A 26,882-nucleotide genomic window follows, 5' to 3' on the forward strand; every position below is an offset into this window, starting at 1 on the left:
GTCAACTCAGCAGTGGTGGCACGTTACAGGTCATTGACCCGGATCACGATCAAGCCGGTTTTATCGCACAAACCATCACTACCGCCGAAGGTGGTCGGTTCAATATCAACGCACAGGGCCAATGGTCATACGATATTGACAATGATAAAGTCCAACATTTAGGCGCAGGGGAAAGCTTCCAGCAAACCTTTACCGTTGAATCTATCGATGGCAGTGCTAAAAAAGATATTACAGTGGCCGTTCATGGCACCAATGATGCTCCCGTCGCATCGGCTGAAGTGCGTTTAGCGAATGGCTTGGAAGATACCCAAATAGTCCTCACCCCAGCACAGCTACTGGCCAATTCTAGCGATGTTGACGACAACGATATTGGTAAATTATCCATTGAAAACCTACAGGCTGACCATGGTGCTATTGCGTTAAATGCCGATGGCACATTTACCTTTACCCCAGAAAAAGACTATAACGGCGATGTACACTTCAGCTATGACGTTAAAGATGCTCACGGTGGTGTGACTCACACGGGCGCAACGACTAACTTAGTACCTGATTCTCCTATCCAACATGACGCTCCTGATTTTGAGCAAGTTAACAGTGAGGAGTTTAGCGTTGAGGTGGATATCGCCATCACGAATGACGATGAATCTAACCAATTGGACAGTGCCGACGCAATACAAAGTGGTCATGAGAATGATGCCTCAATGAATGGCGCAAATGCTTACCTTGATGCCCTTGGTATCACACCAACACATCACGCAATAGAAAATGAGCTGCAACATCAACCCGCTGACATGGATCTTGTTTGGGCGCAAAGCGAGCAAGCGTCACTCGTTGATGAACATGGTATACATATTGATGTTTCTGATGCAGTTACAGATGAAAGTCATCAACATGATAATGGTCACGACAACCAACATGATGATCAGCATCAGCAAGTCGATAATCTAGCAGATATTGATCCCAATAATTAATACCATTTCTACTAATAAAGTGATTAAACATTGGGTATGAAAAAGGAGTGAGTTAAAGGCGAACATTGATGTAAAGATTACTCCATTTACGAAATATTCAGCGCTGAAATAGCTTCTTTTAACAAGCAAGTTGAACAGTTATTTAGTGGCTTGGGTATAAATGTAAACCCAAAAAAGGAACGCTAGATAGCGTTCCTTTTTTATGTGTGATTATTTTAAATGAAGTTATAAAAAGAAACTAACGCTCACCAAACGCCACGCTCACGTTGGTATAAATCGGTTTCCATAGGTACTGAAAAACCGATTTCTCACCCGTGGTAATGTCAACTTCACCCGTCATACCCGGCAGTATGGAAAAGCTTTCAGGGTTATCACGGAAGTAAGGCGTATCAACCGACACTACAACTTCATAATAGATCTCGCCACGTTCGCTTTGACTTGTGGTCGGTGAAATACTCTCTACCGCCCCTTTTAAAGCCCCAAAGCGGCTGTAATCAAACGCATCAATCTTGACTCGAGTGGGCTGCCCAACACTCACAAAACCAATATCTCTTGGGGACAAACGTGCTTTGAAGTCAGCGTTCCCTCCGACAGGCACAATTTCAACTACCGTGCCACCCGGCTGAATAACACCACCATCCTGCGTGCTTGGTATGCTTTGCACCAAGCCTTGTAGCGGTGACACTAACATAGTGTTCGTCAATTTAGCTTGGCTTGAACGAACTCTAGCATTCAATGCTGATAAGTCAGATACGGCTTTAGAACGATCATCGCTCACTTTAGCTTTCGCTTCCGCCAGAAGCTGTATGATTTTTTGGTCATTACTGTCAGCTTGTCTAATCAATACCGACTTCTTACCACGAGCTTCTTCGATTTTCTGTTCGATACTGGCCAATTTTTGTCGCATTTCAAGCACACGTAAACGTGAAATGTTACCCGCTTTATAACCCTTCTCCAGTATGTTCAACTCTTGCTTAGTCGCATTTAACTCTTTCTCATAACTCGGCAAGGCCTTTTCTACGCTACGAAGCTGCTCTGCAATTTGCTCGCTCTCTTTCTCAAGCACCACACGCTTTTGGAAGTAGAGGGCTTTTTGCGCGTTCAGCTGCGCTTTTTGCTGGCTGACGATCTCTGGGTAATCGACCTCAAACTCAGCAAGGTTAGGCTCACGTTGCTCAAGCAACGCATTCATACGTTCCACACTGGCTAGAAGCGTCACTTGTTGGGACTTTAGCTCTTCAAGGGCGGTACGCTGGAAAGTGGCATCAAACTCAACAAGCGGCTGGCCTTTCTCTACCAACTGGCCTTCTTTAACAAGAATTTGCTTTAACTTACCGCCAATCGCACTTTGTAATACTTGCTTCTCGCCTTCCGGAATCACAGCACCTTTGGCTTTGGCGATTTCATCAACTTGAGTGACTACAGACCAAGTGGCAAAAGCAATAACACATAAGGCAACCGACCATGTGGCCAGCGCCAATGTACGAGCCGTATTTTGTGATTCAACAAGCTCACCGTAGCGCTTGCCCTTCTCGATAGATTGTTTAGTCATTAGCGACTCCTTGCTTAGACTCTGATTGTTCTTGTTGGGCTGCATTTTGTTGAGCAGACGCCTCTTGAGTTGACGGCTGTAGCTCTTGAGATAACGGTTGCTCAGATAACTGCGGTTCTTGAGAAGCTTGAGGCTCTGAAGGCTGTTCCTGCTTCGAAGACTGCTCCGGCTCTAATGGACCGGCATAAACCACTGCACCTTCATTTAATACCACCACTTTATCGGCAAGCTTGATTAAATCCGGATCGTGGGACGTGTAAATCACCGTTGCTTTTCCTTTTTTCGACTGCACAAACTCACCAAATATACGTTTAGCATTTGGGTGAGCATCAGGCACAGGATTATCCATTAAGAACATTGGGTAGTCATAAACCAGCGCTTTTGCATCAATTAGGATCTGCGCGACGCTGCCAGACAACATGTCAAAAAGGCTGTCCGGCTGAATACTGCTGATGGAAGTATCGAGCCCACCTGATAATGTCTCGAACCAACGCTTTCCGCCGACCATTTCAATTGCAGAGATCATTTTCTGATCTTCGACTTTGTGACCGTCGTTTAGCCACTCTCGAATACTCAGCGTAAGCAAATCAGGATATGCGGCTCGAATGAAACACCAGTGGCGATAAAGCTGCGGGTCGTATTGAACGAGGTTAACGCCTTCAAGCTCGACCATGCCATTTTGGATAGGCTGCAAGCCAGACAGCACTTCAATTAATGTTGATTTACCGCTCCCAGAAGGGCCGGTAATCGCGACAACTTCACCGGCTTCAATATCAAAACTCACACCATTCAAAGCGGGGCGACTCTGTTTGGGATAGCGCAGCGTCACTTGGTCTAATTTCAAGTTAGGCGCTACCACGGGTAACGGGTGATGCTGGTAACTGAATTCACGCTCAGACGGCTGAGACAAAATACGGTTCACTTGCAGCTTGGATTGATTAAAGCTATTAAAACGCATCGCGCTGTTTGCCAACACCTGAGCAGGACCCGTCACCTTAGATATCAACATCATTGAAGCAATCAAACCACCGGGCGTCATCACTTGTTCAAAAATAAGTCCTATGCCTAACCCCATCACGGCGAGTGTCGAGCTCACACCAATGAAATAGTAAATCGAGGTGTACCGACTCTGGAGAACCGATTGATTAAAGGTCACTGTTGAAGCAAGAAGATTGGCTTTTTTGAAACGTTGAATCCAGTGCTCTGAGAATCCAGCACTGCGAATAAAGGCAAGCTTGGATGACAGCTCATTAGTCATGTTTTGACGATTCGTACCTGCGACTGTCGATTGCATCGAGCGCTTGCTGCTAGAGCGTATCGAGCGTTTTGCTAGCAAGTAATAAAGGATTAAAGAGACGACTGGAACCAGTACCAACCATCCGCCTAAAACTCCTATCGCTAGTACAAAAATTAGAATGAATGGTAGGTCAAATAACGCATTTCCTAATGGCCCCGATAGCACACCTGAAATACGCTCTGACAACATCACTTGGTTTTGCTGACTAGAAGAAGCTGTTTGCTGATTTTGAGCATAGCTATTACGAAGCAGACGCTGCACGAGGGATTGAGAAATCTCACGACTTACTCGGTTGGAAACTGAAGCAAACACTCGGCTACGTAATGTTCTCAACCAACCCATCATCACAAACAACAACGCCGCGCCAATGGCGATACCTTGCAACTCATGCCCTGCATCACCACCAATCACATGGTCATAAATCGACATCGTGATGAAGGGAACAGCAAGCGCAAATAAGTTAGTGATAAAGCTGACCAATAACAATTTAGGAATGATGGGGCGAAACGCATGTAACCTTTCACCAACCCAATCAGGAGAGGCCTTCTCTAATGGTGGCCCTTCGATAACAATACAAAACTGAGGGACATCGGTGATGTCGTTATTGGCATTAAAGGCAACAAATTGCTTGGATTCCAAATGACCAGAGACCAGCTCATGTTCACCAAGTACCAGTAAGAGCAATTTATGTTCACCAACTTCATCTAGGTTGGCAACCAAGCGATAAGGCAGTGCAAGCCTGTCGAACAAGGCAAACATATCGTCGATTGATTCAATGCCATTTTCATCGACCCATTGATGTGCGAACAACTGGATATTAGCATTAACTTCCAACTGCTTAAGAACGGAAAGGCTCTCGGTTTCTAAATGATTCATTACCTCTTGTCGACCGCTGGTATCTGCACGGTTGTTCGTACCTGAAGGGTTACCAATATCTAAACGATTCATACGACGGCCTCCTGATTGCTCTCGCTGTCGACCGTAATAGCTCGACTTTCCACTGTAATGATTCGATTAGCAAATTCGCGAAGCTTCGAATGGTAGCTCACCATCAGTATCGTGCGTCCTGCCGTTACTTCTTCTTCCAACACCTTAGCTAGATTCCCAAGGGCGTCTAAATCAAGTGAAGAATCCGGCCTTTCCAACATGATTATGGGTTTATCACTTGCCAATTGAGCCGCGATATTGAGCATTTTCACGTTACCCATACTCAACAAAGAAGCACTCGTATGGCCAATTTGTGTCTCTAGTCCATCGGGTAATCGAGTAATCTCTTTGGTTAAACCCAAACGCTTTGCATAGTCACTGGCGCTTTGCGTTTTCTCAGGGTCAAACCCGCACAAGTTGTCGAGAATAATACCCGACACCAACTGCCCTTTAACGCCACAGTAGGCAGCAATATTGGTTACGGATGCGATTGAAACTGCAGCTCCGTTAATGAAGCACTCACCCGCTTTTAGATCATCAATACCTGCAATCGACGACAATAAATGACTGTTGGTGTGGCGATCTACACTCTCTAACAAAACCAACTCACCTTTATTCAGTGTGACATCTGCATGAGAGAGTTCACCATATCTTTCAACGGTCGCTTGCTTGATTTCCAACGTCTCAAAGTCAGATAAGTGGTTCTCAACTTGCTCAGAATCTGAAGATTCCGATAATGATAAGTCACTCAATTTTTCTATTGCCTGATTGGCACTGTGTATTGAATTAAGCTTGATTCTAACCCCAACCAGAGCACTCAAAGGCGCAACCGCTCTGCCAGATAAGATAGAACATGCCGCCAAGCCACCAGTAGTTAACTGACCATCCAACACCCACAAGCTCCCCGTAATTACGAGTAAAACTGACGTGGCTAATGCGGCAAGCTGAATACATTCTTGGGCAAAGGCGTTCTGTTCTTCTTCTCTCGCTTTAGACTGAGAGCGAACGTTATTGAGGGATTTAAACTGATTGAAGATTCGAGACTCAACAGCCTGACGTTTGATTCCTTGAATGGTTTGGCTCAGTAAAATCAAGAACGCTTTTCGCTCCTGCTCATCTTGGGAAGCTTCTTCACTTAAGCTTTTAACGCGAATAGAAGATAACCAAACGATTCCGAGAGTAATCAGCCAAACTGCCAAAGGTATCGCCACCAGCTCACCGCCGATGTAAGCCACCAAGCCCAAGAAGATCAAGGCAAAAGGCAAATCAATAAAGCCTGCAATCACACCACCGGAATACCAATCTTTGACTTTGGATACAGAACCAAGCCCCTCTTCCACGCCGCCAACACCAATGTGGCGGAGATGGCCTGATGAAGCCGTTGTTACTCTTTCAACCAAAGTTTGATAGGTCGCTTTCTCGGTATTGCTGGCCGCGGCTGACAAAAGCCAAGTACGCACAAACCGGATCAATGCTTCCATGGCAACAGCCAACGCTGCACCCGCCAACAACAAAGTGGCAGTACCGTAACTTTGGTTAGGTAAAATACGATCGTAAATTTGCAAAACCGTTAACGGAACGGCGAGAGAGAGAAGATTTATGAGTAAAGAAGGCAGTAAGACTTTCCCCACCACCCCTTTGTTTTTCATTGAACTTGCGGGCATACACAATCCTTATCCATGCTTATGAAATAAGATTGGTACACCATGTTGAGTATTGCAAGGTAACGGACTGATTTAACGTGTTTTTCAATATAAATATGACACAGATCTTTCTACACAAATCTGTGGCTATACCCGCACCTTAAAAACGCTCCTTACAAACGCTCGTTACAAGTGCTCCTTACAAACAATTGTCGTAATCCGTTATCGCCTGCTTTAACTTTGAAAAGTCTGAGTTACATAAATACGGTTTCAGCGCTTCAAATTTATCTGAGGGCCACTCGTATATTTTGAATGACATGAGTTCGTCAATAACGGACTCATCAAAGCGGTATTTGACGACTTTAGCTGGAGAACCACCGACAATGCTGTATGGAGCGACGTCTTTAGTCACCACACTATTCGCTGCAACCACAGCGCCTTCGCCAATCGTCACACCGGACATCACCATCGCTCTCATGCCTAACCACACCCCATCTTCAATGTGAGTGTCACCTTTGCCAATGTAGGCATCGTCGATTACATCCATAAATGGATACAGCGAAAACCAATCAACTCTGTGGGTATGGCTGCCACCCATTAAAATCACAACCTCTGCGCCAATGCAGACATAATCGCCGATATGGAGTTCGTCGATTTCCCATCGAGGCTCCCACTGGCGGCTGACTTCGTCGCCATGTAAATAACGGACGACAGATTGCTCGAACCCATTATCCCAGCAATCGCTGTAATAACTGTGTTGACCTTTTACGTGAATATTGGGGTTGGTTACGACTTCATGCAGCAACTCGAATTTGGACCAATGCTTCTTTTGCATTTTTACCTCTGAACGATCTATTAAGTTTTATTCGTTAACTATCAAAATGTTCGACGATGCAAATCCAAGGTGCACAAACTAACGCCCTATAAACACAGGGTTCACTGGGATGAATAGTGAATATCACGCTTAAATCATAGCAATATCGCTAAAACTAAAGAGACGTCAGTGGATTCGAGGTTGCTTAAGAAGAGGAAGTAGTTTCAAAGTTTGCTCAGTTTTTATCGATAACTTGGTTGGATAATTTACAGGCGTAGTGTAACTGTTTAGTCGCGCCAATTTGACAGGAAGATGTGATTAATAAGGTTTCAAATTTCGTTTCGTGGAATACGGAATGAACAAGAGCCTGCGCGATTACACAGGCTCAAACTTAGACTCAGCTATAAACTTCGGAGCTCGCTTGGAGCTGGGCTCAGCGACTACATGCGTGCAAGCTGTACTTTTCTGTCTTTATTCACCACGCAGAAGTTACCGCGCTTAGTACGACACTTAGAGCATCGTTCGCATTCAACAGGGCTTCTATCCCCTTCCTTCCAACGCTTCACTAAATGGGGTTCAGAAAGCAGCGGTCTTGAAAGCGCGAAGTACTCAATGCCCGTGTTGTTTGCAATCGCTTCGATAGCATCAAAATCCGTTAGACCACCAACCGTGATCACTGGGATATTAACGTCTTGGCTAATCGCGTGACCATACTCATGGAAGTAGCCTTCAGCTTGAATGGTAAAACCATCGTGCGACTCGCCAATCATAGTGTCTGCTTTGCCATGAATATTGCCTGACACGACAATGCCATCCACACCCACTTGTTCAAGCTTTTTACAGACAATACGTGTTTCCTCAAAGGTGACGCCACCTTCAAAAAACTCGGATGCCGTGAGCTTAACCAAGATAGGGAAATCATCACCCACCAGCTTACGTGTCGCGGTATAGATCTCTAACAAAAATCTCATGCGGTTTTCTAAGCTACCGCCGTATTCATCTTCACGTTGGTTGTAATAAGGGCTTAGAAATTGGTTAATCAGGTAAGTGTGAGCGGCATGAATTTCAACGCCATCAAAGCCTGACTTCTGTGCTCTCAAAGACGCTTGAGCAAACGCATCAACAATGTAGTCGATCTCGTCTTTGGTCATCGCTTTGCCTAGAGTTTGAGTTCCTTTTTCTGGAACCTCACTTGGTGCGTAGATTACTCGCTCGCCAAGGTCATGCGTGGTTTTGGTGCCACCATAAGCCAACTGCATCACGATTTTAGAGTCGTTGTCGTGCACCAGTTGAGTCAGCTTTTGATACTCTTCAATGAATGAGTCGTTATACATACCCATCATGCCTGCATTCGGCTTTTCTTCTTCAACAATGTTCGCGTAGCCCGTCACGATCAGGCCGACTTCACCTTGAGCCAACTCTTCATAGATAGCGTACAGTTTATCTGTCATATGCCCATCTTCGGTGGCCATATTTTCCCACGTTGCACTTCTCATGAAGCGATTCTTTAGTGTCATCTTGCCAATGTGGGTTTCTGTAAACAAAGTGCTCAAGTGTCTTCCTCTCAAAATCGTGTTACGCAAGTTACCCATTAAGCATGGGCACTGATTCAGGCGGATACTACAGAGAATAAGGCAGCGAAAACTTAATCTAGATTAAGAGAGCGGCACTCTCATGTGAGAAAGATATAGAAAGCATCAAAAAGAGATAAAAAAGATTGGAGAAATGGTAACAAAAGAAAGTCGCTAAGTTTTAATAAGCGACTTTGTTCAATTTAATCTGGACTAAGTCAATGGTTCTTACGAGAGGTGTCCACCTGCGAATTTCTGCCTGCTAACAGTTATTTGAACTCATAGGTGTAAGACGCGCCAACACTGTTATTTTCACCGAAATCGTCCTCAGCAAAAATAGTGAAGAAGTTGAATGATTGAGCGTCACTCAACTTGTAGCTAGCACCGCCGCCTGCCCAATACCCTGAATAATCATCAGACCCCATTGAACCGCCACCGAAGCCCATGATAGACCATTCATCAGTAATCGTTTTTAAACCAAACGCACCAATGTAGCCACCGTGTGTTGAGCTCGACATCAATACATAGTCAGAACCAACATTATCATCATCGAAAACCGCTACTTCGCCGTCATTATAGCTGTAACCAGCCATAGGGAAGATTTGCCAACCGAACGGCTCAATATCGAAATAGCTCAGTGGTATAAATGTGCCAATACTGTAGTTGTTCTTATAAGCATCGTTGTCATATTCAGAACGGCTAAAGTTGAAGTTAACAATACCCATAGGCAACAGCCATGAGCCGCCTATTCGCCATTCTTCGCCATCTGCGTTAACACGAGCATTGATCATTCGTGCTTCATCAAGCCCAATAGACCCAGAGAACTGCAGATCTTCGTTATAAGCAACGCCAGCTTTGGTTACGATTTTAGTCGGATCATCAGGGTGCTTCTCTTCAGCAAAAGCACCCGTTGAAAATAAAGACACTAAAGTAATGATTAGTAGATTACGTAATGTCATTAGAAGGTCGCGCTAACACCAACAAAGTGGATACGGCCATCGAACGAACCATTCAACAGATTAACTTGACCAAATCGACCATATCGATCCATCTCAACTGAACCCAAATCAGCGTATTCATAGAACACATCAATTAAGATGTCGTCCCAGTAGGTAGATGCGCCAACTGAGTAGCGGTACTGTTCACCCACAGGAAGGTCAACCCATTGCATTGACGGATCGTCTTGCGGAGAAGTTTCGTAAGAGAAGCCAGCTTTCAAACGCCAGTCTGAATTCAATTGATAATCCGCACCTACCGCAAATTTCCAAACGTCATCCCAGTCACGCTCAATCGGAACACCATTAATTGGACTTCCTGCTATTCCAAAATCAAGAACGGTTGTATCCCATTCACTCCAACGATGGAACTGAATACTAGCAAGCAGGTCAAGTTGAGAGTTCAAAGCATAGCTCGCACTGACATCGATGATTTCAGGTAAAGCAATATCAGTTGATAATGAATTCAATACGCCTTGGTTAATAACGCCATTTACATCATTGTTAAACTTATGCTCTAGCTTAGAACGGTAACTTGCGCCCAGCTTAAGTTTATCTGTCGGTGTGTACATTACGCCAAGGTTATAGCCGTATGCCCAGTCAGTATCTTGCTTCGCAGTAAGCATTGACGTTGTTTGTTGGAATGCAGCCCAACTGAATTGCACACCCGCGCCTACTGACCATTGGTCATTCAGCTTATAACTCAGTGATGGGTTCACTTGCATTGCAGTAAGAGTGATATCTTCTAGAAGTGCAGCACCCGCCCAATCACTGCCGTAATCAAGGCTAGAGCCGCCAACAGCGCCAAGCGCGATACCAAGGTGTAATTTGTCTGTGACTTGATGAGCGTGGAAGGCACCAAATGACGGCATTACGGAATGAGCTTTACCATCTGGATTACCACCGTTATCTTGATACTTCATTTCAAGATCGAATGCCATGGTGTTGATGGTCGTTTTGCTTTCGCCCATGTGAGACATAGTGGCAGGGTTTGTCCACATCGCCGCTGCAGATCGACTGTAAACACCATCACCAGCGCCAGTAGTACCAGCGTTGGCAACGACAGCTTCTTGCAAAAACAGGCCACTTGCGAATGCATTTAAGCTCGTAAAAATTGCAGTGGCAGCTAGAGAGTAAGTAAAAGTTTTGTTCATCAGAGCGCTCATTTAGCCTTAGACATTAAATTGCTCTAAGGTTACCGCAAAGCTCAATAAACAAAGGGAATATCCATTATTCCTGTACAAGCGCTATTTAAACTTTCTGGCGACGTAAGGGCGTGGTTTGTCTCGATGAATTTCACGTTGAGCAGCAATCGCCCTGTTCTTACCTAACCCAACCTTTATCTGATACCAAGTTTCGCAGAATACAGCCATGCCCGGGCTTGACCACCAAGTCTTGTTGTAGAGCTTCTTGTTAGCAGCGACGACATCTGGCGACCGATTCGCACACTCAAGTGCCAACGCATAGGCTTCAGCGTAAGGATCTTCGGCAATCTTGGTCACCAACCCATATTCTTTAGCGGTTTCACAGTCGATCACTTTGGCCGTCATCGCCATTTCAAGGGTGTGATCTTTACGCATCAGCTCTCTAAAAGCGATAGCGCCTCCCATGTCTGGAATCAGACCCCACTTTGCTTCCAATATAGAGAAGTTCGCATCCGGGCTAGCAATTCTAAAATCACCCCCACTGACCAATTGCAGGCCGCCTCCCCAACAACGACCATGAATCGCAAAAATGACAGGGCATGGAATATCTCGCCAACCCAATGAAAAGCGTTGTGCAGCGTTAGGCAATGTCGGTAGCCATTTAAACAAGAGCTTCATCGCCCCAGATTTACTGGTTAATAGGGACTTAACATCAAGCCCTGAACAAAAATCAGAACCCTCACCTTTTACTATTACGGCACGAATCTCGGTGTTCTTTTTCAGCTGAGTCACCATGTTATTCACGCCTTGAAACATTGCCATATCAATAGCATTGAGCTTATCGGGTCGATTCAACACAACCGTCGCAATTTGGTTTTTATCGATAGAACAAGTAATACGATCGAGGTTTGGCATGGTGGCTACCTTATCAGTGGTCAGACCTTTAGGTTATACATTTTATTAACATATGCCAAACTTGCACATTAAGAAGCGAGACCTGTGTTGCTTAACGTCTTTCCCTTTACACAAACGACATCAACAAAAAAGCAGTGATGGATCGCTCCATTCACTGCTTTTCATCCGTAGCTTTTATCGCCAATGGCTTTGATTGCCAGTAGCTTTGATTAGCAATGGCTTTCGGTCATGAGCAAAACCTATGTTCTTCGAGATTTCAGTAGCAAGAAGATAAAGTAGCTGCCAGCAATAATGGAAACTAACGTCCCTGCCGCAAGCTGCGCTGGGAACACTACCACTTGCCCTAAGCAGTCAGAAAATAGCATATATTCTGGTAACTTAAACCAAAGCGCTGAACATTAAAAAGGCCATTGAAATTCATCATTTCAATGGCCTTCTCGTTCCTACTAGCCAGGCAGCTAGCTAATTACCTAAGCAACTAACTGAGCTGGGACTCTCTCGCTTCTTGACTACTGAAACCACGTAAAATATTAAACAGGGTAATCAGTGTGAACAACATGATGACAAGCGATAGATGCCACGCTTCTCCTAGTCCTAACTGAACCAGTCCCATGCTCACCATTGAAGACACCACCATCTGCCCTCCGCCAGACATCGCAGCAGCCGCGCCAGCGTTCTTCTTATAAGGCAACATCACCAACGCCTGAGCACAAGGTAACGCTATACCATTGCCAAGAATCATCAAGAACTGGCCAAGCATTAAATAAAGTGGCTCAAGTGGACAAAAGAAAAGCCACAACGCCGCAGCCACATGTAATACAGGTGTGCATAACAGAGTTTTCTTGTTGCCCAGCATAGGGCGAATACGGTTACATAAGCTTGTTCCGCCGAGCATGCCTAATGCAGGAATCACCGCCCACATCGCGTATTCATCTGACGTCATGCCAATCTGATTTTGCATGATAAATGGCATCACTGATACGGTGGTGATCATCAAGCTAAAGTTAAGCCAGCCAATACTCGCAAAGCTCATAAAATAACGAGAAGTGAGTAGCTCTTTGTATTGAGAAATCATTTTCTTCGGTGAAGGGATAGCCGAAACCTTAGTGACGGTTTCCTTAAACTTGAACGCCAATACCACCCAAGCCAATGAGACATAGCCAAGTAGTGAGATAAACACCATACTCCAGCCAAAGTGGAAGTTAATAAACCCACCGATAACAGGCGCGATCAAAGGTGTTATAGAGGCAACCATCGCAATATAAGACATAGCCAAAGGCAAGTCTGCGCCGTTGAATCTATCGCGCGTCGAGGCACGAGCAAGTACAGCGCAACAGCCGGTTCCTAGGCCTTGTAGAAATCGCCCCATCACCATATTGGTAAACGAGTGGCTGAAGAAAATGATCATCAATAGTCCCAGCATGGCGATTAATAATCCGCTCAGCAGCACTTTCTTGCGCCCAAGAGCATCGGAAATAGGGCCATAAATAAACTGGGAAGGCCCAAAACCTAATAGGTACACGCTTACCAATAGCTGGGCTTGCTCTAGTGATACATCGAAGTCTTTGGCGATCCAAGGTAGTGATGGAAACACCAGTCCCATACTGAGCTGACCGATACTGATGACCAAGCACGCAAGTAAGATCGATTTAAAATCAAATCCACGACTCATCGTTTAATAGGTCCGTTCGAAGAAAAATCGTGCGTATCTAACTCACAACATAAAAACTGAGAAAATAGCGAAAATGCTGCTGGTGAGTTGTTCATAATGCTCCGACAGGATCAAATAGAGAAAGGCAGAGTAAACATACGTGAGCTTGTATAATCATACAATAGGCGTTCAACTAAATATGTGAATAGTCACTTTTCAGCAACCTCGGCTTTCCGCCTATCGGCCACAAGCGCTAGACTAACACTAGATGCTCATAATCAAGGGACTTCAATGAACACTCATCACCGTATTTTTTCATGTGCTTTGGCGCTGCTTGCCTCAGGTCCTGTAACGTCAGCCTTTGCTTGGCAGGCAGAGAAGATCACCGACGGACTCGTGATCCCTTGGGGACTGGCTTATGTCAACGATAAGTCCATGCTAGTCACAGAAAAATCAGGCGTCATTAAACATGTCGATTTAAAAACTGGCGATCAACACACACTCTTCAGGCTGCCCAATGTATGGGCGAAAGGCCAAGGTGGATTATTAGATATCGCACTTTCCCCTTTTGAAAACGGAAAGTTCTACGTCACTTACAGTAAAGACATCGATGATGAAGGCGTAACAACACTGGCTTCTGCTAATTACAGCAATAATGAAGTCATCAATTGGACAGACGTGTTTGTAACTAAATCCAGAACGGACACAGGACGTCACTTTGGTAGCCGTATCACCTTTGATGATAGCCACCTGTATTTTTCAATCGGTGATCGAGGTGATCGAGACAACGGCCAAGACACCATGACTCACGCCGGATCAATATTACGACTGAATGCCGATGGAAGCACACCAAGCGATAACCCATTCACGGATAACAACAAAGTGCTCAATGAAATTTGGAGCTTTGGCCATCGTAATCCACAAGGTCTGTATTACGATTTCCCGACTCAAAAGCTTTGGTCGATTGAACACGGCCCTCGCGGTGGTGATGAAATTAACCTAATAAAAGCGGGTGCCAACTATGGGTGGCCTGTCACCTCACACGGAAAAGAGTATTGGGGCCCTATCAGCGTTGGCGAATCGGAAACCAAAGATGGTATTGAAGCGCCAAAAAAAGTCTATGTTCCTTCAATCGCTCCGGGCAGTTTGATTGTTTACCAAGGAGACAAATACCCAGAGCTGAAAGGCAAACTGCTGGCTGGCGCACTAAAACTTACTCACATCAATATTGTGACAGTCAATGAACAAGGTGAGGCAATCGAGGAAGAACGCATTTTAGAGGACTTGGGCGAAAGGATAAGAGACATCGAAACTTCACCAAACGGAGACATCTTCTTCAGCACTGATAATGGCAACCTGTACCGCTTGAAAAAGTAGCCGAGACCTCGTTCAAGTAAAGGCACTTACCTTACAACGACATTTATAAATATAAGCCGTTAAAAGTGGGCTCAACGCCCAGTTAGCGGCTTTAAATTTGCAAAAATGAATGCGCTAAAACAGTGCATTGACTCCAAATTCGTCATCAATTTCGACCACCTTTTTCACAAAAACTACAACAAATCACCATACAACTGTAACTCCATGATATTTAAGGAATGCAAAGTTTGACTACCCCCAAGTTTCTGCAACCTTTCCCTATGTATTCGATTGACTATCCCCTGATTTGATTTAGACTCGTTCCCGGCTAGAAAGAAAGTTCTTTGTATATAAACATTTCGTTGGATTACTAGTAACCCCGTTGTGTTGTACGCAATAGCAATAAACTTTTCCGCGCTATCAGTGCCACAATTGGCTCAAAATATAAATTTAATTTTAGGATATCATCATGTCTAACACAGTTACTGGTACAGTAAAATGGTTCAACGAAACTAAAGGCTTCGGCTTCATTCAACAAGAAAACGGCCCAGACGTATTCGCACACTTCTCTGCTATCACTGGCGACGGTTTCAAAACTCTTGCTGAAGGCCAAAAAGTTGAGTTCGTAGTATCTCAAGGTCAAAAAGGCCCACAAGCTGACAGCATCAAAGTACTTTAATTTAGTATTTTAAAGCTTTCTAAAAATAGCCAGCCTCAGCTGGCTATTTTTTTACCCGCTATTCAGAGATTTAAGGTAATATTCCCCTTCACTATTTCTACCTAAGACACCCTCTCAATGGCTCTTAAACCGACAATCTACAAGTTTCGTATCTCTTTAACCGATATGAATCGCGACTATTACGACTCTTTCAATCTAACGGTTGCACAACACCCTTCTGAAACAGAACAGCGAATGATGGCTCGAATCATGGCTTTCTGTATCAATGCATCTCCTGAACTTGAGTTCACTAAAGGATTGTCTAGCATTGAAGAACCCGATTTATGGCAGAAGTCGTTAGACGATCAAATCCTAGAATGGGTCGATGTGGGCGAACCCGATCCAGAGCGTGTTAAGAAGGCAACTCGCCTATCTAAATCAGTACGCGTATTCAGCTTCAACACTAAATCAAACGTTTGGTGGGAGCAGAACAAAGGTAAATTCGGCTACCTAAAAGCTCAGATCGTTCGTCTAGACAACGATGGTATTGAGCAGCTAGCGGCGATGACACAACGTACGATGGATCTTTCAGTCATGCTGACGGGTAACTCTGCTTTCATTAACAGCGATACTCAATCGGCAGAAGTAACGTGGGAAGAGCTACAGAGTAATGACTGAGCGTCCAACCCCGAATAATTCGCAAACAGCAGCTAGCCAGCTAGAAGAAGCCAAGCAACAAGCCGACGCGCAGCAAGAAATCAAAGCTAAACAACAAGCTAGAACCAAGCTTCACCAGTGTTTAAAAGAAGCAGGTTTAGGTTCAGTCAAAGCGCTCTCGACAGGCTACGAGAAAGAGCTGTCGTCATTTATTGATGAAAACCACGCTTTGTTTAAACACGCTTGCGAGAACAAGCCGGAGAACTCTGCACGTCAGACGTTGCTTGGCTTGCTAACCAAGGAACATATCGATGCAAGCTATCGCTTTGAAAGCAATAAAGAAGCGAATGAGGCGATGCAAAATGTATTCGATAATACAGTGGGAACTGAGCACAGCGACAAGTTTCAAAACTCTAACGCTCAACAGTTAAAACTAGTCACGCATTTGTGGTTGTTCATTCAAGGACGACTAGGAATGGATTACAGCCTAGCCAATGATCACGCAGCTGTAGCCGCTACGCTACTGTCTCGTATATCGAGAAGCAGTGATGATGAGATTCGCGTAGAGTTCATGGCGAGTTTTTACGATGGTTTGAGCATCTATCAAGCCGAGAACAAGCCATCCGGTATTGTTCACCACTTAAAGCGTTTGTTTAACCTTTCTTAAGCACTCCACCAGCGACTGATTCTAGTTACGCTCTATATGCTTTCAACAAACGTTAAGATATAGAGCGTGCTTTTTCTGCTTGGCCGCAACAGATTCCCTATTACGTTCATTCCTCACTTTAGGGAATGGCGAAAGTGAATAAGTCGCTCATTCTTCACTTTAGGGAATAACAGCATTCTCAGCCATTACAGTTGACTTCATTGCAGGCGTAAAAAAGCCCCGCATAAAGCGAGGCTTAGAATATATTTCAATGAACATCAATTTACAGAGGCTAAATTGAATTCATCTAATAATGCAGTGAATCAACGCAGGCCGTGTAAGAACTCGTGGCGCGTTGCTGGGTTTGATCTGAAGATACCGCCCAGAGCTGTTGTTGTCGTTTCGCTAGTCGCGTCCATTACACCGCGTGATTTCACGCAGTAGTGAACCGCATCCATGGTGACAGCAACGTCATCAGTTTCGAGTAGCGTTTGCAGTGCAACAAGGATCTGCTGCGTCATACGCTCTTGAACTTGTGGGCGCTGAGCAAAGAATCGAACAATACGGTTAATCTTTGAAAGACCAATGATTTTTCCACGCGGGATATAAGCGACCGCAGTCTTACCATCAATCGTCACTAAGTGGTGCTCACAAGTACTGGTCACGGTAATGTCTTTTACTCGTACCATCTCACGAACGCCCATCTTGTTTTCGATTACCGTAATTTTAGGGAAATTGGCGTAATCCAAACCAGAGAAAATTTCATCCACGTACATTTTAGCAATACGTTGCGGTGTTTCTTCCAGACTATCGTCCGTAAGATCAAGTTCAAGGAGAGTGAGAATCTCACGCATATGGTGTTCGATTCGTTCCTTTTTCTCTTCTCGGCTAACCTGGTTTGGACTCATTGGTGTCTCTAAACCACGGCTTGCTAGCGCATCTTTAACCAACTTCGCTGATTCGCTAAGACCTGACATTGAACTTCCTCTTTTATTACCCCTTCTGGATGGCAAACAAGGATACTCGGAATTTTGAATAAATACACCCATATTTTAAGGGAGGTCATTATTTACGGGGCTTAAACTGTGCTAGAGTGGCTAGAATTTCGTTGGCGAATCAGGTGCTCTGATCATTATTTAACCACCATTGCCAACCACAAAATCAAAACAATAACGATCAAAGGATTTCAATTATGGGCTGTTGCGACGCTCCGGGCTTGATGCCAATTGAAGAAGCACTAGATAAGCTGCTATCGCCAATTCAACCTATTCGAACGACCTTATCACTGCCATTGGCAGAAGCATTGGGTTACGTACTTGCTGAAGATATTCTATCCCCTATTTTCGTACCTCCTTTTGATAACTCAGCAATGGACGGCTATGCACTGCGCTTAGCAGACCTAGAGAACAGTAAAGTGCTGCCTTTGGCGGGCAAGTCCTTTGCAGGTCAACCTTTTGAAGGTGAATGGCCAGCAAACACCTGTATTCGCATTATGACTGGCGCAAAGATCCCGGAAGGTTGTGACGTCGTAATCATGCAAGAAAACACTGCTGAAACTGACGCTGGCATTGAGATTCAGCAAGACGACATCAAGCTGAACAATAACATTCGCCCTACCGGTGACGACATCAAGCAAGGCGATATCGTTCTTAGCCGTGGCGAACGCTTAACACCTCGTGACATTCCAATGATTGCTTCGCTCGGTGTGAGTCATGTAACTGTGGCACACAAACCTAAAGTCGCTTTCTTCTCTACTGGCGATGAGCTCAAGCCATTAGGTCAGCCTCTTGAAGATGGTCAGATCTACGACAGCAACCGCTACGGTATCAAACCACTGATTGAAGCGTTTGGTTGCGAAGCAATTGACCTAGGTATTATTCCTGATTGCCCTGCAACGCTTAAAGAAACCTTTGTAAAAGCGCAAGAACTGGCAGACGTAGTTGTCACTTCTGGTGGCGTAAGTGTCGGCGAAGCTGATTACACCAAAGACATTCTTGAAGAGCTTGGCGAAATCGGCTTTTGGAAACTAGCAATCAAACCAGGTAAACCATTCGCATTTGGTGAGCTAGACAACGCTTGGTTCTGTGGCCTACCGGGTAACCCAGTGTCTGCAATGATGACTATGTATGTGTTAGTTCAACCTATGCTGGCTAAACTTGCCGGTCACACTGCGTGGACAGCACCAGAATCGATTCCTGCGATCACTAAATCTGCATTCAAAAAAGGCCCAGGCCGTACTGATTATCAACGTGGTATTTACTCGATTGAAAACGGTAAGTTTGTAGTAGAAACAACAGGTAACCAAAGCTCTGGCGCTTTCCGCTCAATGAGCTTAGCAAACTGCTTTGTGGTACTAGAGCGCGAACGTGGCCGTGTTGAAGTCGGTGAAACGGTTCAGATTCAACTGTTTAACTCCACGCTTTACTAACGAGGCTTGCTGATGGAAATACTGTCTGACGCAGAGATGCTTCGCTATAACCGCCAGATCATTCTCAAGCAGTTTGATTTTGAGGGTCAAGAAGCGCTGAAACAGAGCTCGATTTTGGTGTTAGGTGCGGGTGGTTTAGGCTGTGCCTCTGCTCAATACCTTGCGACTGCGGGTATTGGTAAGCTAATGCTGATCGACGACGATGTTGTCGAGCTTTCAAACTTGCAACGACAAGTGCTTCACACCGATGCTGATATTGGTAAGAAGAAAGTCGTTTCAGCCGCTGAATCATTACAGGTGTTAAACCCACACCTTAGAGTTGAAACGGTCGACCACAGACTTGATGACGAGGCACTAGCAAAGCTCATTGAAGCGCATTCGTTAGTACTTGATGCCAGCGACAACGTTGAAACGCGCAATCAACTTAACCGTTTGTGTTACGCCTCAAAAACGCCACTTGTATCGGGCGCTGCGATTCGCATGGAAGGTCAGATTAGTGTCTTCACTTATCAAGATGCTGACGCACCCTGTTACCAGTGTTTAAGCGCTCTATTTGGCAACGCTGCTCTAAGCTGTGTTGAAGCCGGTGTGATGGCACCTGTTGTTGGCATGGTAGGCGCGGCTCAGGCTTTGGAAGCTATCAAGGTTATTGCCAAGTTTGGACAACCAAAGCAAGGCAAACTTTTGATTCTCGATGCCATGTCTCACAGCTGGCGTGAAATGAATTTAATAAAGATGCCTAATTGTTCGGTGTGTGGTAAGTAATAAAAAGAGCCAAAGCCCATTGAGTTGGCTTTGGCTCGTTACCCTAATACGTTGTTAATGATTAGAAGTATATTCAGAAGCGACGTAATCTAGCTCCTTTTGCTCTGCGAGCATCTCAACTACAATTTCAGGTAGTGATGGAACCCCATGAAGAAAACCTTGTTGGTTAAAGCCGCCTAGAGCTTCCAGAAATGCACAGGTGTCTTTATTTTCAACACCCTCATAGATAATACGTGCGTTTTTTACCGAAACGAGCTTCTTAACTTCATCGATTTTTTGCATGTAATCAATGTTATGGCAAAGTCCCCATGTAATGGTTTTATCTATTTTTATCTCACTAATAGGCAGTTTGACAATACGTTCAATATTCGATGCTTCCATCCCAAAGTCATCTATAGAGATCTCAAAACCATTCAACCTTAGCCGTAAAATATTTGCCAACAATTCTTTTTCAATATTGCCTGAAAGCCCCTTTTCAGTCAGCTCTACAACGATAGTATGCTCAATACCTTGCTTATAGATCTCGAGTAGATTATCGACAACAGATTCATCAATCAGTAAATTAGGATCGATATTAATTGAGAACCTCAACGATTTATCAAGTTCACTGAAGTGGAGATGATAATCCTGAATGAATTTATTTATCACGATATTGGTAAAAACCTTTTGCTTTCCTAGCTCTTCAATTACTGGCAAAAAATAGCTCGGTGGAAGTAAGGTCCCGTTTTCATCAGACCATCGTGACAACACTTCAAACCCCGAAATAACATTTATATCCGAAACAACTTGCGGCTGATAAACCAGATTGATGGGAAAATCGTCATCGATGATTGTTGCACGGTTACCAAAGCCAAGCTCGCTTTTGGTTATGGTTATGGTTATGGTTTCAACTTCAAGTGCTTTATCAACCAACTCACTTATTTGGTTAGCCCAAATAGGCTTTTCTAGTGAAGCGACAACATTTAACTCATAGAGCTTTCCAAGCATACTCACCGAGCTAACAATGGATTTATCCAAACCTGAAATAATGATTATTTTAGACTCAACATTTTGTTGCGACATCATACTCAAGAGTTCAAATCCATCGCCATTGGGCATCATGATGTCCATAATCACCAAATCAAATGATGCGTTTTGCATTTTGCTCATTGCATCGAACGCATTTTCTGCAAACTGTACAGATGTTTTTTTATTAGATAAAGAGACCGCATTTTTAATGACCTCTCTCGATAGTTCAACATCGTCAACAATCAATACTGTGTTATTCATTCTCTTCACCTTTATAGTTTGCAAGAATATCCATCCAAGTGCGTTGTGATTTCATTTTCTTTGAATCCAAGTTCATGACCTTCATTGATCTATCGTTACTTCTTACACTTCGATACTCGCAGCCCAATGAAAAAAACAGATCAAAAATCCTTTTGCTTTTCAGTAGTATATAAAGCTCTTTATCTGGATTTAAGCTTTGTAGATACTTGTACGCCTCTCTGCCCATTGTGTCTGTAAATGACGAATAATGAGTGCAGTTAAAAGTAACAACTAAATGTGCTCTATCTTCTTTAGATACTAAGACTTGCTCCAAAAAATCTGCTGCAAGATTATAGTTAGCACTTAATAAGTGTCCGATTAATTGCCCATTAACCGTGACGAGCGTTAACTCTCCAGAATATTGATTTATTATTTTTTCAATAATTACCTTTCTACTCAGACCTAAATCTTCTAAATTACTGAGCATAACGTTATCCTCATATTCAAAGATGACATCAATTAACTTGGTAATCTTCCCAAGAAGGAATGAATTATTTGAGTTAATCACCGTAACTTCTGTTTGGACGTGCATGTTCATATCAATATAACCGTTATTATTAAATTTATTCGTTAACCCTGTGAGAACTGTTTGTGAGTCGTTTGCCTCCCAAACATCAAATATGTTGACTCCAATAAGGTCCAGTAACTCGTTTTGACGTTTTAAGTGGGGAGTTGTTACTCCTCTTTCCCAACGGCTTAGTGTCACAACGTCCAGGTTGTTAAAGTTAGAGTTACTTCTTTGAATCGCATCAACAAAATTAGTTTGAGACAAACCATTATTAACACGAAACGTACGTATAATATTTCCAAACATAGCTTTATTTTCTTATTCGTTATTGTGATTTAGCTTATTTTTAATTAAATACGAACAAAAGCTAAGGGCAAGCTGTGATTGAATAATTTGAAAATGCCCAGCTACTCTCAACACTTATTGGATGATAGTTATTTTCATAACAGTTTGGGCATTATCTTGATGACAATGCCCATAACTCTCAGAAAAACAGATGAAAATAATACATGAAGATCCGAAGATGGCTTACCCTCAGGTTATAGGTAGGAGTATTTAACTAAGTTAGCAAGTACCACCTGATAAAGCGCAATGAAGCTTTAGCTTTAGATCGCTCGGGTTGAGCGGTTTGGTTAGATAACACGAAAAGTATTGGTCCATTCGAGCCTCTTCTTGAATGGTAGCTCGTGCCGTAACGGCAATTATAGGTAACGATGGCTTACGCTTTTCCAACTCAGAAGCAAGCTCAATGCCATCCATAACCGGCATTGAAATATCCGTCAGTACAACATCAAAGTCATGTTCAGAAGCGAGTGCTAAAGCCTCCAATCCATCATTCGCGGTCATGCATTCACAACCTAGCTCGTTTAAGTGGAACTCTAGAATTTCTCGGTTGAACTCAACATCATCAACGATCAAGGCTTTTTTACTTGTGCAGTCTAAGCGCTCTCTAACGTTATATACCTGTTCAGCAACACCGTTAGAACACTCAAGAACATTCATAATTTCTTGAGCTGGGAGTGAGATAACAAAAGTACTACCGGTGCCGAGCACACTCTCAACACGCAACGAACCCTTCATTAACTCTACGATGGTTTTAGTTATCGCCAAGCCCAAGCCAAAACCAAACTGTTGGTCTTCTTGATTAACCTGTTCAAAGCCGTTAAACACCGCATCCAATTTATCTTGGGGAATACCGACTCCAGTATCGCTTACGGAGATATTGAATGCTCTATCGTCGGTTGAAACTTCTATTGTCACCCCTCCCTTGTTTGTAAACTTCAATGCGTTCGAAACTATATTATTGATTGCTTGCTTAATACGAAGCTCATCAATCATCAATGTTGTCGAAGCATCGACATTGCATATAATATCAAGCGACAATTGTTTAGACTCGCTAAGCGGAAAAAACGTATTTTCAATTTCGCGCATCAAACTCATTACTGACAGGCATTTAGGGTTTAATGAATAGCTTGCTGCTTTTACTCTTTCAAAATCCAATAGGTCATTCACAATGCCTAAAATAGTATTGCTCGCACTCGAAATACCGTTCAGCTGATGGCGATATTCGTCAAAGTTTTTGCTATGGCTTAGCATATGTGTATAACCAATAATCGCGTTCAGTGGCGTGCGAACCTCATGGGACACATTTGAAAGCAGCACCGATTTCTGTTTATTGGCCTCACTCGCCTCTTGCGCTGCTATCTCGTACTGCTTCGTTCGCTCTTCAACTTCATATTCAAGCCCTTCAATCAAATTTTGAATCTGGATCCCAGCCTCAGAATAAGCCTTTGAAAGCTGTTCAATTTCGTCTCCATTACTATAAACAGTATGTCTGGATTTATTAAAATCACGCTGCTTTAGATATTTAGCTTGTGCGATCAATTTAGAAATAGGTATCAGCATCTTATTCACCGCGATTGAGTTAATAGCTAAAAACAGACCAAGCAAAAGGATATAAGCAAAGAACAGGCGTTTGATCAACGAGTTATCACCAGATAAAACCAGCTCTTTGGTGGTCGCATAACTGGAACGAATCACATGCTCTGGCGTGACTAAAATCAACCTCCAACCGGTTTGACGGTTCTGAACAAAAGTGACATTGAAAACACCTTTTTCGCCACTTACCACAAAACTACCCAAGTAATGTGACATGATATGGCTTCCGACACTCTTTTGAATTTGTTCATCAAAAACACTTTCAGACATCAATTGGTCGACATTCTGTTGTAGATTCGACGCGATAAGCTTGCCGCTGTCGTCTACTAAGAAATAACGGTATTGGAATTCATCGATCATATTTTCAAAAGTCAGTGAACGAGAAAAATACTCTAAATCTAAATCAAATTTGAGTAACGCGTTATCCCAGTGCTCTGGGCGGATATAAATGGCAAACTTAGTGACGTGCCCCACTTTAACTTCTTTCCCTATATAGAAATTCTTGTAGTGGATCATGCGACTAAAATCGACAGAAATAGAGCGGCTTACAATACCATTTTCGGTGATAGAGACTTCTTGGTTGCGTTCAGTGTCAATAAAAAGCACCTTTTTGATAAAAGGCTTACGCTCTGTGTTGATATAAGCCAGTTGTTTATTACGAAGTGCCTCGTTTTTCGATTCATTAACAAAATCATGAGCAAAATCAATCGCTACATGCTGCACTTCCTCAGTGATCAGCTCGACCTCTTTATCAAGGGTTACACTTTGAGCTTTCACAAAGGTAAGTAGAAGCTTTTTGTTATTTCCCGTAATGCTCTCCTTTATCTCTTCAAATTGGTTTTGTGAAGAAACGTGAACGATTTCGATAGCGGAGTACGTAAGCAACACCACAAATAGAACCAGTATTGTTGCGTTGGTGAAAATGATTTTATTTTTAAAAGACACGTTCATATCCTCCAACTTAAGCGTCAAAAAGTTGAATCATGGCGTTAGACACATCCATCAAAATCTTTTTTCCGGCACTTTCATTGATTACCGCGTCGTAGTGCTCCAATTTAAGACAAATTCTTGCAACCTCTGTAGCCCCGCAAGATAACGCAATGCCTTTCACTTTATGGGCGAGCGCTCGATTGGACTCACCTCCTTGAAGAATATCATCATTAACCTTGTGCAAACTTCTAATAGCAATCTGACGAAATCGAACGCCAATATCCGATTGAAAGTTACAACCCGTCGCCATTAAAAATACATTTGTGTCGATGCTATACATACCAATTTCTCCCGCCTTCGTGACCCCCCTTAATTTTGACCGTCTGTTACAAAACTGATATGGCAGATCGAGAATTTAAATAACCGGAATGCCCAATGGCATTGTCTGTTTTTTAACTTGGCTTATGCCATATTCACTGCTGGCTACATTTGGACAATAGATCACACTTTTTATGATTATCGAGTGAAAATAATGGCTCAACTTTTCAGACATACTTTTAGACGCTTGGAACAATTAGGTCGAGTGTCTATAAAACAAATATTTGGCGTAACGGCCTTCTATGTAGATCACGTTTTGCTCGTTCTACATAAAAGTGGGGAGCTGTACCTCAGAGGAACACCGGCACAAAAAGGCTACTTTATTAACAAGGGCTACCCCAAGGTGAATGCGAGCGTACTTGGAGTAAGTCAGAATGCGGATTATTACAAGTTGCCAGCAAACCCTTGGAGCAAGTATTCTTTGACTCTATGTGAAGCAGAAATCGCACTAGAGCAAATAAAGAGATCACGAAGCAGTTATATTTCTGCTCCCGAAAGGCTCAAAGACTTACCCAACATGCGATTCTCAACTGAGCAACTTCTTGAGAAAGCGGGTATAAACTCCATTGAGAAACTCAAAAACCTGGGCACGATTGGTGCTGTAGAGGCTATCCAACAGCATACCCACCATAAACCAACCATCGAGTTAGTTTGGTCGTTAGAGGGTGCAATCCAGGGTATACACCGTTCACAACTGCCGACGAACCTAAAAAATGCATTGCGCACCCAAGCTCAAAGTTATTGTTAGCCTATATTGTTTTAACGAAGCTTAGATTCTTGTTAAATCCAAATGCGGTCAATTTGATGCCGTGGCTATTCCTAGCTACGGCTCATTAGGCTAACCCGCTGTCCTTAAGTGATTTCACTCAAGTTTAACGTCTTTAAATTAGCCTCCCCTTTCATTTGATCTCCCACTCCGTTTTAATTTTCACTGCCAGCCTTTATTTTGGTTTCCTACTATTCCCTCTGCTACAAATTACCATTCAAGTTTTAATGCAACTGAATTTATAACTATTTATTTTACAACCTGCCCTATCGCTACCAAACTAGGCATATCAACACAACACTAATAAAAGGTGCCTAAATATGCGTTCATTAATCTTTATTTCAACAGCAGTATTAGCAACTCTTATCTCTTTTCAGTCGGCGGCCGCAAATGTCACTGTGCGTTGGACAGGGAAAGTACCGACTTCTGACTGCGCTTCAAACCCTATTAGCAATCAAGTCGCGTTCAACTCACAAAGCGAACGTTGTAAGGTTGAACTTAAACAAACTGAAATAACTAATACAAAAACAGCAAATAAAATGGTTTCGTTTGATGTGTAATATGAAAGGAAAACCCATTAAGTAGGCATAATAGCCAGATTAATATTCAACCTGACCTTGCATGTAATCGCAGCAAATAAATAATACGGGTATGATAATTAAACTGGCTGTTTGTTTATGCACTTAATCTTACATAAAGGGTCGCTAAGAATTTCGCTAGCCGACCACCCAACGATAAAACCCATCCAGCTCACACTCAGTGAATTTTTAGTTCTAAAAGAGTTACTCACTCATCAAGGGGAGCATTTAACCAAACACCATCTACTAAAAATGGGATGGCCCAATTCATTCGTCTGTGACAATGCATTGAATATGGTGATCATGTCTTTAAGAAAGAAGCTTCTTAGGCTCGGTGGATGGATAGAAATCAATACCATTTACAAGATAGGTTATAGTTTAAATAAAACTGACAAAATATGTGTTTTGCAGTGAATTTAAACACTCCCGTCGCTTTGTTTCCTAATTGGATCTCAGATAGAAACGGCCAGTATGGGTGATTATTA

At 43.3% G+C, this 26,882-nt stretch carries 24 protein-coding genes and 1 pseudogene; 10 read left to right on the forward strand and 15 right to left on the reverse strand.

Translation table 11 applies throughout. The features are described from left to right. Window positions 1-971, forward strand: a 971-nt coding sequence (locus tag A6D97_RS01960) for a cadherin-like domain-containing protein (RefSeq protein ID WP_170791799.1), incomplete at its 5' end; no start/stop codon positions are given. A 238-nt stretch (window positions 972-1,209) separates the two neighbouring features. Here the strand turns inward: A6D97_RS01960 and A6D97_RS01965 are convergent. From A6D97_RS01965 to A6D97_RS02005, 10 genes and pseudogenes are all read right to left on the reverse strand, one after another. Beyond that, window positions 1,210-2,523, reverse strand: a complete 1,314-nt coding sequence (locus A6D97_RS01965; protein WP_017061737.1) for an HlyD family type I secretion periplasmic adaptor subunit — start codon at window positions 2,521-2,523, stop codon at window positions 1,210-1,212. Further along, window positions 2,516-4,768 (reverse strand): ABC transporter transmembrane domain-containing protein, encoded by a 2,253-nt coding sequence (locus A6D97_RS01970; protein WP_065583712.1) that lies wholly within the window; start codon window positions 4,766-4,768, stop codon window positions 2,516-2,518. The genes A6D97_RS01965 and A6D97_RS01970 overlap by 8 nt, the downstream gene beginning before the upstream one ends. After that, the gene (locus A6D97_RS01975; protein ID WP_065583713.1) at window positions 4,765-6,411 is read right to left on the reverse strand and encodes an ABC transporter ATP-binding protein; all 1,647 of its coding nucleotides are present in this window, start codon (window positions 6,409-6,411) and stop codon (window positions 4,765-4,767) included. The genes A6D97_RS01970 and A6D97_RS01975 overlap by 4 nt, the downstream gene beginning before the upstream one ends. 178 nt (window positions 6,412-6,589) lie before the next feature. Beyond that, window positions 6,590-7,225 carry a CatB-related O-acetyltransferase gene (locus A6D97_RS01980; protein WP_065583714.1) on the reverse strand — a complete coding sequence of 212 codons (636 nt, stop codon included), beginning with the start codon at window positions 7,223-7,225 and terminating at the stop codon, window positions 6,590-6,592. A 419-nt stretch (window positions 7,226-7,644) separates the two neighbouring features. Beyond that, entirely contained in the window at window positions 7,645-8,757 is a 1,113-nt protein-coding gene (locus A6D97_RS01985; RefSeq protein WP_032546839.1) for an NADH:flavin oxidoreductase, read from the reverse strand. A gap of 287 nt (window positions 8,758-9,044) precedes the next feature. Then, window positions 9,045-9,734, reverse strand: a complete 690-nt coding sequence (locus A6D97_RS01990; protein ID WP_065583715.1) for a hypothetical protein — start codon at window positions 9,732-9,734, stop codon at window positions 9,045-9,047. Continuing rightward, entirely contained in the window at window positions 9,734-10,924 is a 1,191-nt protein-coding gene (locus A6D97_RS01995) for an outer membrane protein transport protein (protein ID WP_065583716.1), read from the reverse strand. Before A6D97_RS01995 ends, A6D97_RS01990 begins: the two co-directional genes overlap by 1 nt. A 93-nt stretch (window positions 10,925-11,017) precedes the next feature. Then, the gene (locus tag A6D97_RS02000; RefSeq protein ID WP_017061730.1) at window positions 11,018-11,830 is read right to left on the reverse strand and encodes a crotonase/enoyl-CoA hydratase family protein; all 813 of its coding nucleotides are present in this window, start codon (window positions 11,828-11,830) and stop codon (window positions 11,018-11,020) included. A 239-nt stretch (window positions 11,831-12,069) separates the two neighbouring features. Next, window positions 12,070-12,292, reverse strand: a pseudogene (locus A6D97_RS21345) (hypothetical protein); the annotation flags it as partial. Window positions 12,293-12,308: 16 nt separating this feature from the next. After that, entirely contained in the window at window positions 12,309-13,502 is a 1,194-nt protein-coding gene (locus A6D97_RS02005) for a multidrug effflux MFS transporter (protein WP_065583717.1), read from the reverse strand. Between the two features lie 270 nt (window positions 13,503-13,772). Between A6D97_RS02005 and A6D97_RS02010 the strand changes: the two genes are divergently transcribed. The 4 genes from A6D97_RS02010 to A6D97_RS02025 all read left to right on the forward strand — a co-directional run bounded on the left by A6D97_RS02010 (window position 13,773) and on the right by A6D97_RS02025 (window position 16,819). Then, complete coding sequence (locus tag A6D97_RS02010; protein ID WP_065583718.1) at window positions 13,773-14,858, forward strand: PQQ-dependent sugar dehydrogenase; 1,086 nt, start codon at window positions 13,773-13,775, stop codon at window positions 14,856-14,858. 448 nt (window positions 14,859-15,306) lie between these two features. Continuing rightward, window positions 15,307-15,516: a cold-shock protein gene (locus A6D97_RS02015; protein WP_010430417.1), complete on the forward strand. Its 210-nt coding sequence runs from the start codon at window positions 15,307-15,309 to the stop codon at window positions 15,514-15,516. Between the two features lie 117 nt (window positions 15,517-15,633). Further along, window positions 15,634-16,173: a YaeQ family protein gene (locus tag A6D97_RS02020; RefSeq protein WP_017061727.1), complete on the forward strand. Its 540-nt coding sequence runs from the start codon at window positions 15,634-15,636 to the stop codon at window positions 16,171-16,173. Further along, entirely contained in the window at window positions 16,166-16,819 is a 654-nt protein-coding gene (locus A6D97_RS02025) for a hypothetical protein (RefSeq protein ID WP_240492681.1), read from the forward strand. The genes A6D97_RS02020 and A6D97_RS02025 overlap by 8 nt, the downstream gene beginning before the upstream one ends. 302 nt (window positions 16,820-17,121) lie before the next feature. Here the strand turns inward: A6D97_RS02025 and folE are convergent, their stop codons facing one another. Then, on the reverse strand, window positions 17,122-17,775 hold the full coding sequence (gene folE, locus A6D97_RS02030) for a GTP cyclohydrolase I FolE (RefSeq protein ID WP_017061725.1): 654 nt from the start codon (window positions 17,773-17,775) through the stop codon (window positions 17,122-17,124). Window positions 17,776-17,990: 215 nt separating this feature from the next. On the opposite strand from folE, the gene moeA reads away from it, so the two are divergent. Both moeA and moeB read left to right on the forward strand, forming a co-directional pair. Next, complete coding sequence (gene moeA / locus A6D97_RS02035; RefSeq protein WP_017061724.1) at window positions 17,991-19,226, forward strand: molybdopterin molybdotransferase MoeA; 1,236 nt, start codon at window positions 17,991-17,993, stop codon at window positions 19,224-19,226. A gap of 12 nt (window positions 19,227-19,238) precedes the next feature. Further along, window positions 19,239-19,991: a molybdopterin-synthase adenylyltransferase MoeB gene (gene moeB / locus A6D97_RS02040; RefSeq protein WP_065583719.1), complete on the forward strand. Its 753-nt coding sequence runs from the start codon at window positions 19,239-19,241 to the stop codon at window positions 19,989-19,991. Window positions 19,992-20,045: 54 nt separating this feature from the next. Here the strand turns inward: moeB and A6D97_RS02045 are convergent, their stop codons facing one another. The 4 genes from A6D97_RS02045 to A6D97_RS02060 form a co-directional block, all read right to left on the reverse strand. Continuing rightward, entirely contained in the window at window positions 20,046-21,260 is a 1,215-nt protein-coding gene (locus tag A6D97_RS02045) for an EAL domain-containing protein (RefSeq protein ID WP_065583720.1), read from the reverse strand. Continuing rightward, window positions 21,253-22,113, reverse strand: coding sequence for a helix-turn-helix transcriptional regulator (locus A6D97_RS02050; protein WP_065583721.1), 861 nt, complete (start codon window positions 22,111-22,113; stop codon window positions 21,253-21,255). The genes A6D97_RS02045 and A6D97_RS02050 overlap by 8 nt, the downstream gene beginning before the upstream one ends. A 258-nt stretch (window positions 22,114-22,371) precedes the next feature. Next, entirely contained in the window at window positions 22,372-24,696 is a 2,325-nt protein-coding gene (locus tag A6D97_RS02055; RefSeq protein WP_065583722.1) for an ATP-binding protein, read from the reverse strand. 10 nt (window positions 24,697-24,706) lie between these two features. Then, window positions 24,707-25,015, reverse strand: a complete 309-nt coding sequence (locus A6D97_RS02060; RefSeq protein WP_017061719.1) for an Hpt domain-containing protein — start codon at window positions 25,013-25,015, stop codon at window positions 24,707-24,709. Between the two features lie 192 nt (window positions 25,016-25,207). Here A6D97_RS02060 and A6D97_RS02065 point away from each other — a divergent pair, with 192 nt between their 5' ends. From A6D97_RS02065 to A6D97_RS02075, 3 genes are all read left to right on the forward strand, one after another. Beyond that, a complete protein-coding gene (locus tag A6D97_RS02065) occupies window positions 25,208-25,801 on the forward strand; it encodes a TfoX/Sxy family DNA transformation protein (RefSeq protein ID WP_065583723.1) in 594 nt (197 codons plus the stop codon). Between the two features lie 338 nt (window positions 25,802-26,139). Beyond that, window positions 26,140-26,379: a hypothetical protein gene (locus A6D97_RS02070; RefSeq protein WP_017061717.1), complete on the forward strand. Its 240-nt coding sequence runs from the start codon at window positions 26,140-26,142 to the stop codon at window positions 26,377-26,379. 117 nt (window positions 26,380-26,496) lie between these two features. Beyond that, on the forward strand, window positions 26,497-26,811 hold the full coding sequence (locus tag A6D97_RS02075; RefSeq protein ID WP_017061716.1) for a helix-turn-helix domain-containing protein: 315 nt from the start codon (window positions 26,497-26,499) through the stop codon (window positions 26,809-26,811). Window positions 26,812-26,882 lie beyond the last annotated feature (71 nt).

This window comes from Vibrio sp. ZF57, from assembly GCF_001691235.1.
Taxonomy (GTDB): Bacteria; Pseudomonadota; Gammaproteobacteria; order Enterobacterales; family Vibrionaceae; genus Vibrio; species Vibrio crassostreae_C.

Bases quoted from the DNA above. Each gene is read 5' to 3' on its own strand.
- A6D97_RS02055 (WP_065583722.1), bottom strand. From the start codon at position 24,696: ATGAACGTGTCTTTTAAAAATAAAATCATTTTCACCAACGCAACAATA.
- A6D97_RS02050 (WP_065583721.1), bottom strand. From the start codon at position 22,113: ATGTTTGGAAATATTATACGTACGTTTCGTGTTAATAATGGTTTGTCT.
- A6D97_RS02065 (WP_065583723.1), top strand. From the start codon at position 25,208: ATGGCTCAACTTTTCAGACATACTTTTAGACGCTTGGAACAATTAGGT.
- A6D97_RS02005 (WP_065583717.1), bottom strand. From the start codon at position 13,502: ATGAGTCGTGGATTTGATTTTAAATCGATCTTACTTGCGTGCTTGGTC.
- A6D97_RS02010 (WP_065583718.1), top strand. From the start codon at position 13,773: ATGAACACTCATCACCGTATTTTTTCATGTGCTTTGGCGCTGCTTGCC.
- A6D97_RS01990 (WP_065583715.1), bottom strand. From the start codon at position 9,734: ATGACATTACGTAATCTACTAATCATTACTTTAGTGTCTTTATTTTCA.
- A6D97_RS02020 (WP_017061727.1), top strand. From the start codon at position 15,634: ATGGCTCTTAAACCGACAATCTACAAGTTTCGTATCTCTTTAACCGAT.
- A6D97_RS02070 (WP_017061717.1), top strand. From the start codon at position 26,140: ATGCGTTCATTAATCTTTATTTCAACAGCAGTATTAGCAACTCTTATC.
- A6D97_RS01995 (WP_065583716.1), bottom strand. From the start codon at position 10,924: ATGAACAAAACTTTTACTTACTCTCTAGCTGCCACTGCAATTTTTACG.
- A6D97_RS01965 (WP_017061737.1), bottom strand. From the start codon at position 2,523: ATGACTAAACAATCTATCGAGAAGGGCAAGCGCTACGGTGAGCTTGTT.
- A6D97_RS01970 (WP_065583712.1), bottom strand. From the start codon at position 4,768: ATGAATCGTTTAGATATTGGTAACCCTTCAGGTACGAACAACCGTGCA.
- A6D97_RS02060 (WP_017061719.1), bottom strand. From the start codon at position 25,015: ATGTATAGCATCGACACAAATGTATTTTTAATGGCGACGGGTTGTAAC.
- A6D97_RS02045 (WP_065583720.1), bottom strand. From the start codon at position 21,260: ATGAATAACACAGTATTGATTGTTGACGATGTTGAACTATCGAGAGAG.
- A6D97_RS02000 (WP_017061730.1), bottom strand. From the start codon at position 11,830: ATGCCAAACCTCGATCGTATTACTTGTTCTATCGATAAAAACCAAATT.
- moeA (WP_017061724.1), top strand. From the start codon at position 17,991: ATGGGCTGTTGCGACGCTCCGGGCTTGATGCCAATTGAAGAAGCACTA.
- A6D97_RS02015 (WP_010430417.1), top strand. From the start codon at position 15,307: ATGTCTAACACAGTTACTGGTACAGTAAAATGGTTCAACGAAACTAAA.
- A6D97_RS01975 (WP_065583713.1), bottom strand. From the start codon at position 6,411: ATGCCCGCAAGTTCAATGAAAAACAAAGGGGTGGTGGGGAAAGTCTTA.
- A6D97_RS02075 (WP_017061716.1), top strand. From the start codon at position 26,497: ATGCACTTAATCTTACATAAAGGGTCGCTAAGAATTTCGCTAGCCGAC.
- A6D97_RS01980 (WP_065583714.1), bottom strand. From the start codon at position 7,225: ATGCAAAAGAAGCATTGGTCCAAATTCGAGTTGCTGCATGAAGTCGTA.
- A6D97_RS02025 (WP_240492681.1), top strand. From the start codon at position 16,166: ATGACTGAGCGTCCAACCCCGAATAATTCGCAAACAGCAGCTAGCCAG.
- folE (WP_017061725.1), bottom strand. From the start codon at position 17,775: ATGTCAGGTCTTAGCGAATCAGCGAAGTTGGTTAAAGATGCGCTAGCA.
- moeB (WP_065583719.1), top strand. From the start codon at position 19,239: ATGGAAATACTGTCTGACGCAGAGATGCTTCGCTATAACCGCCAGATC.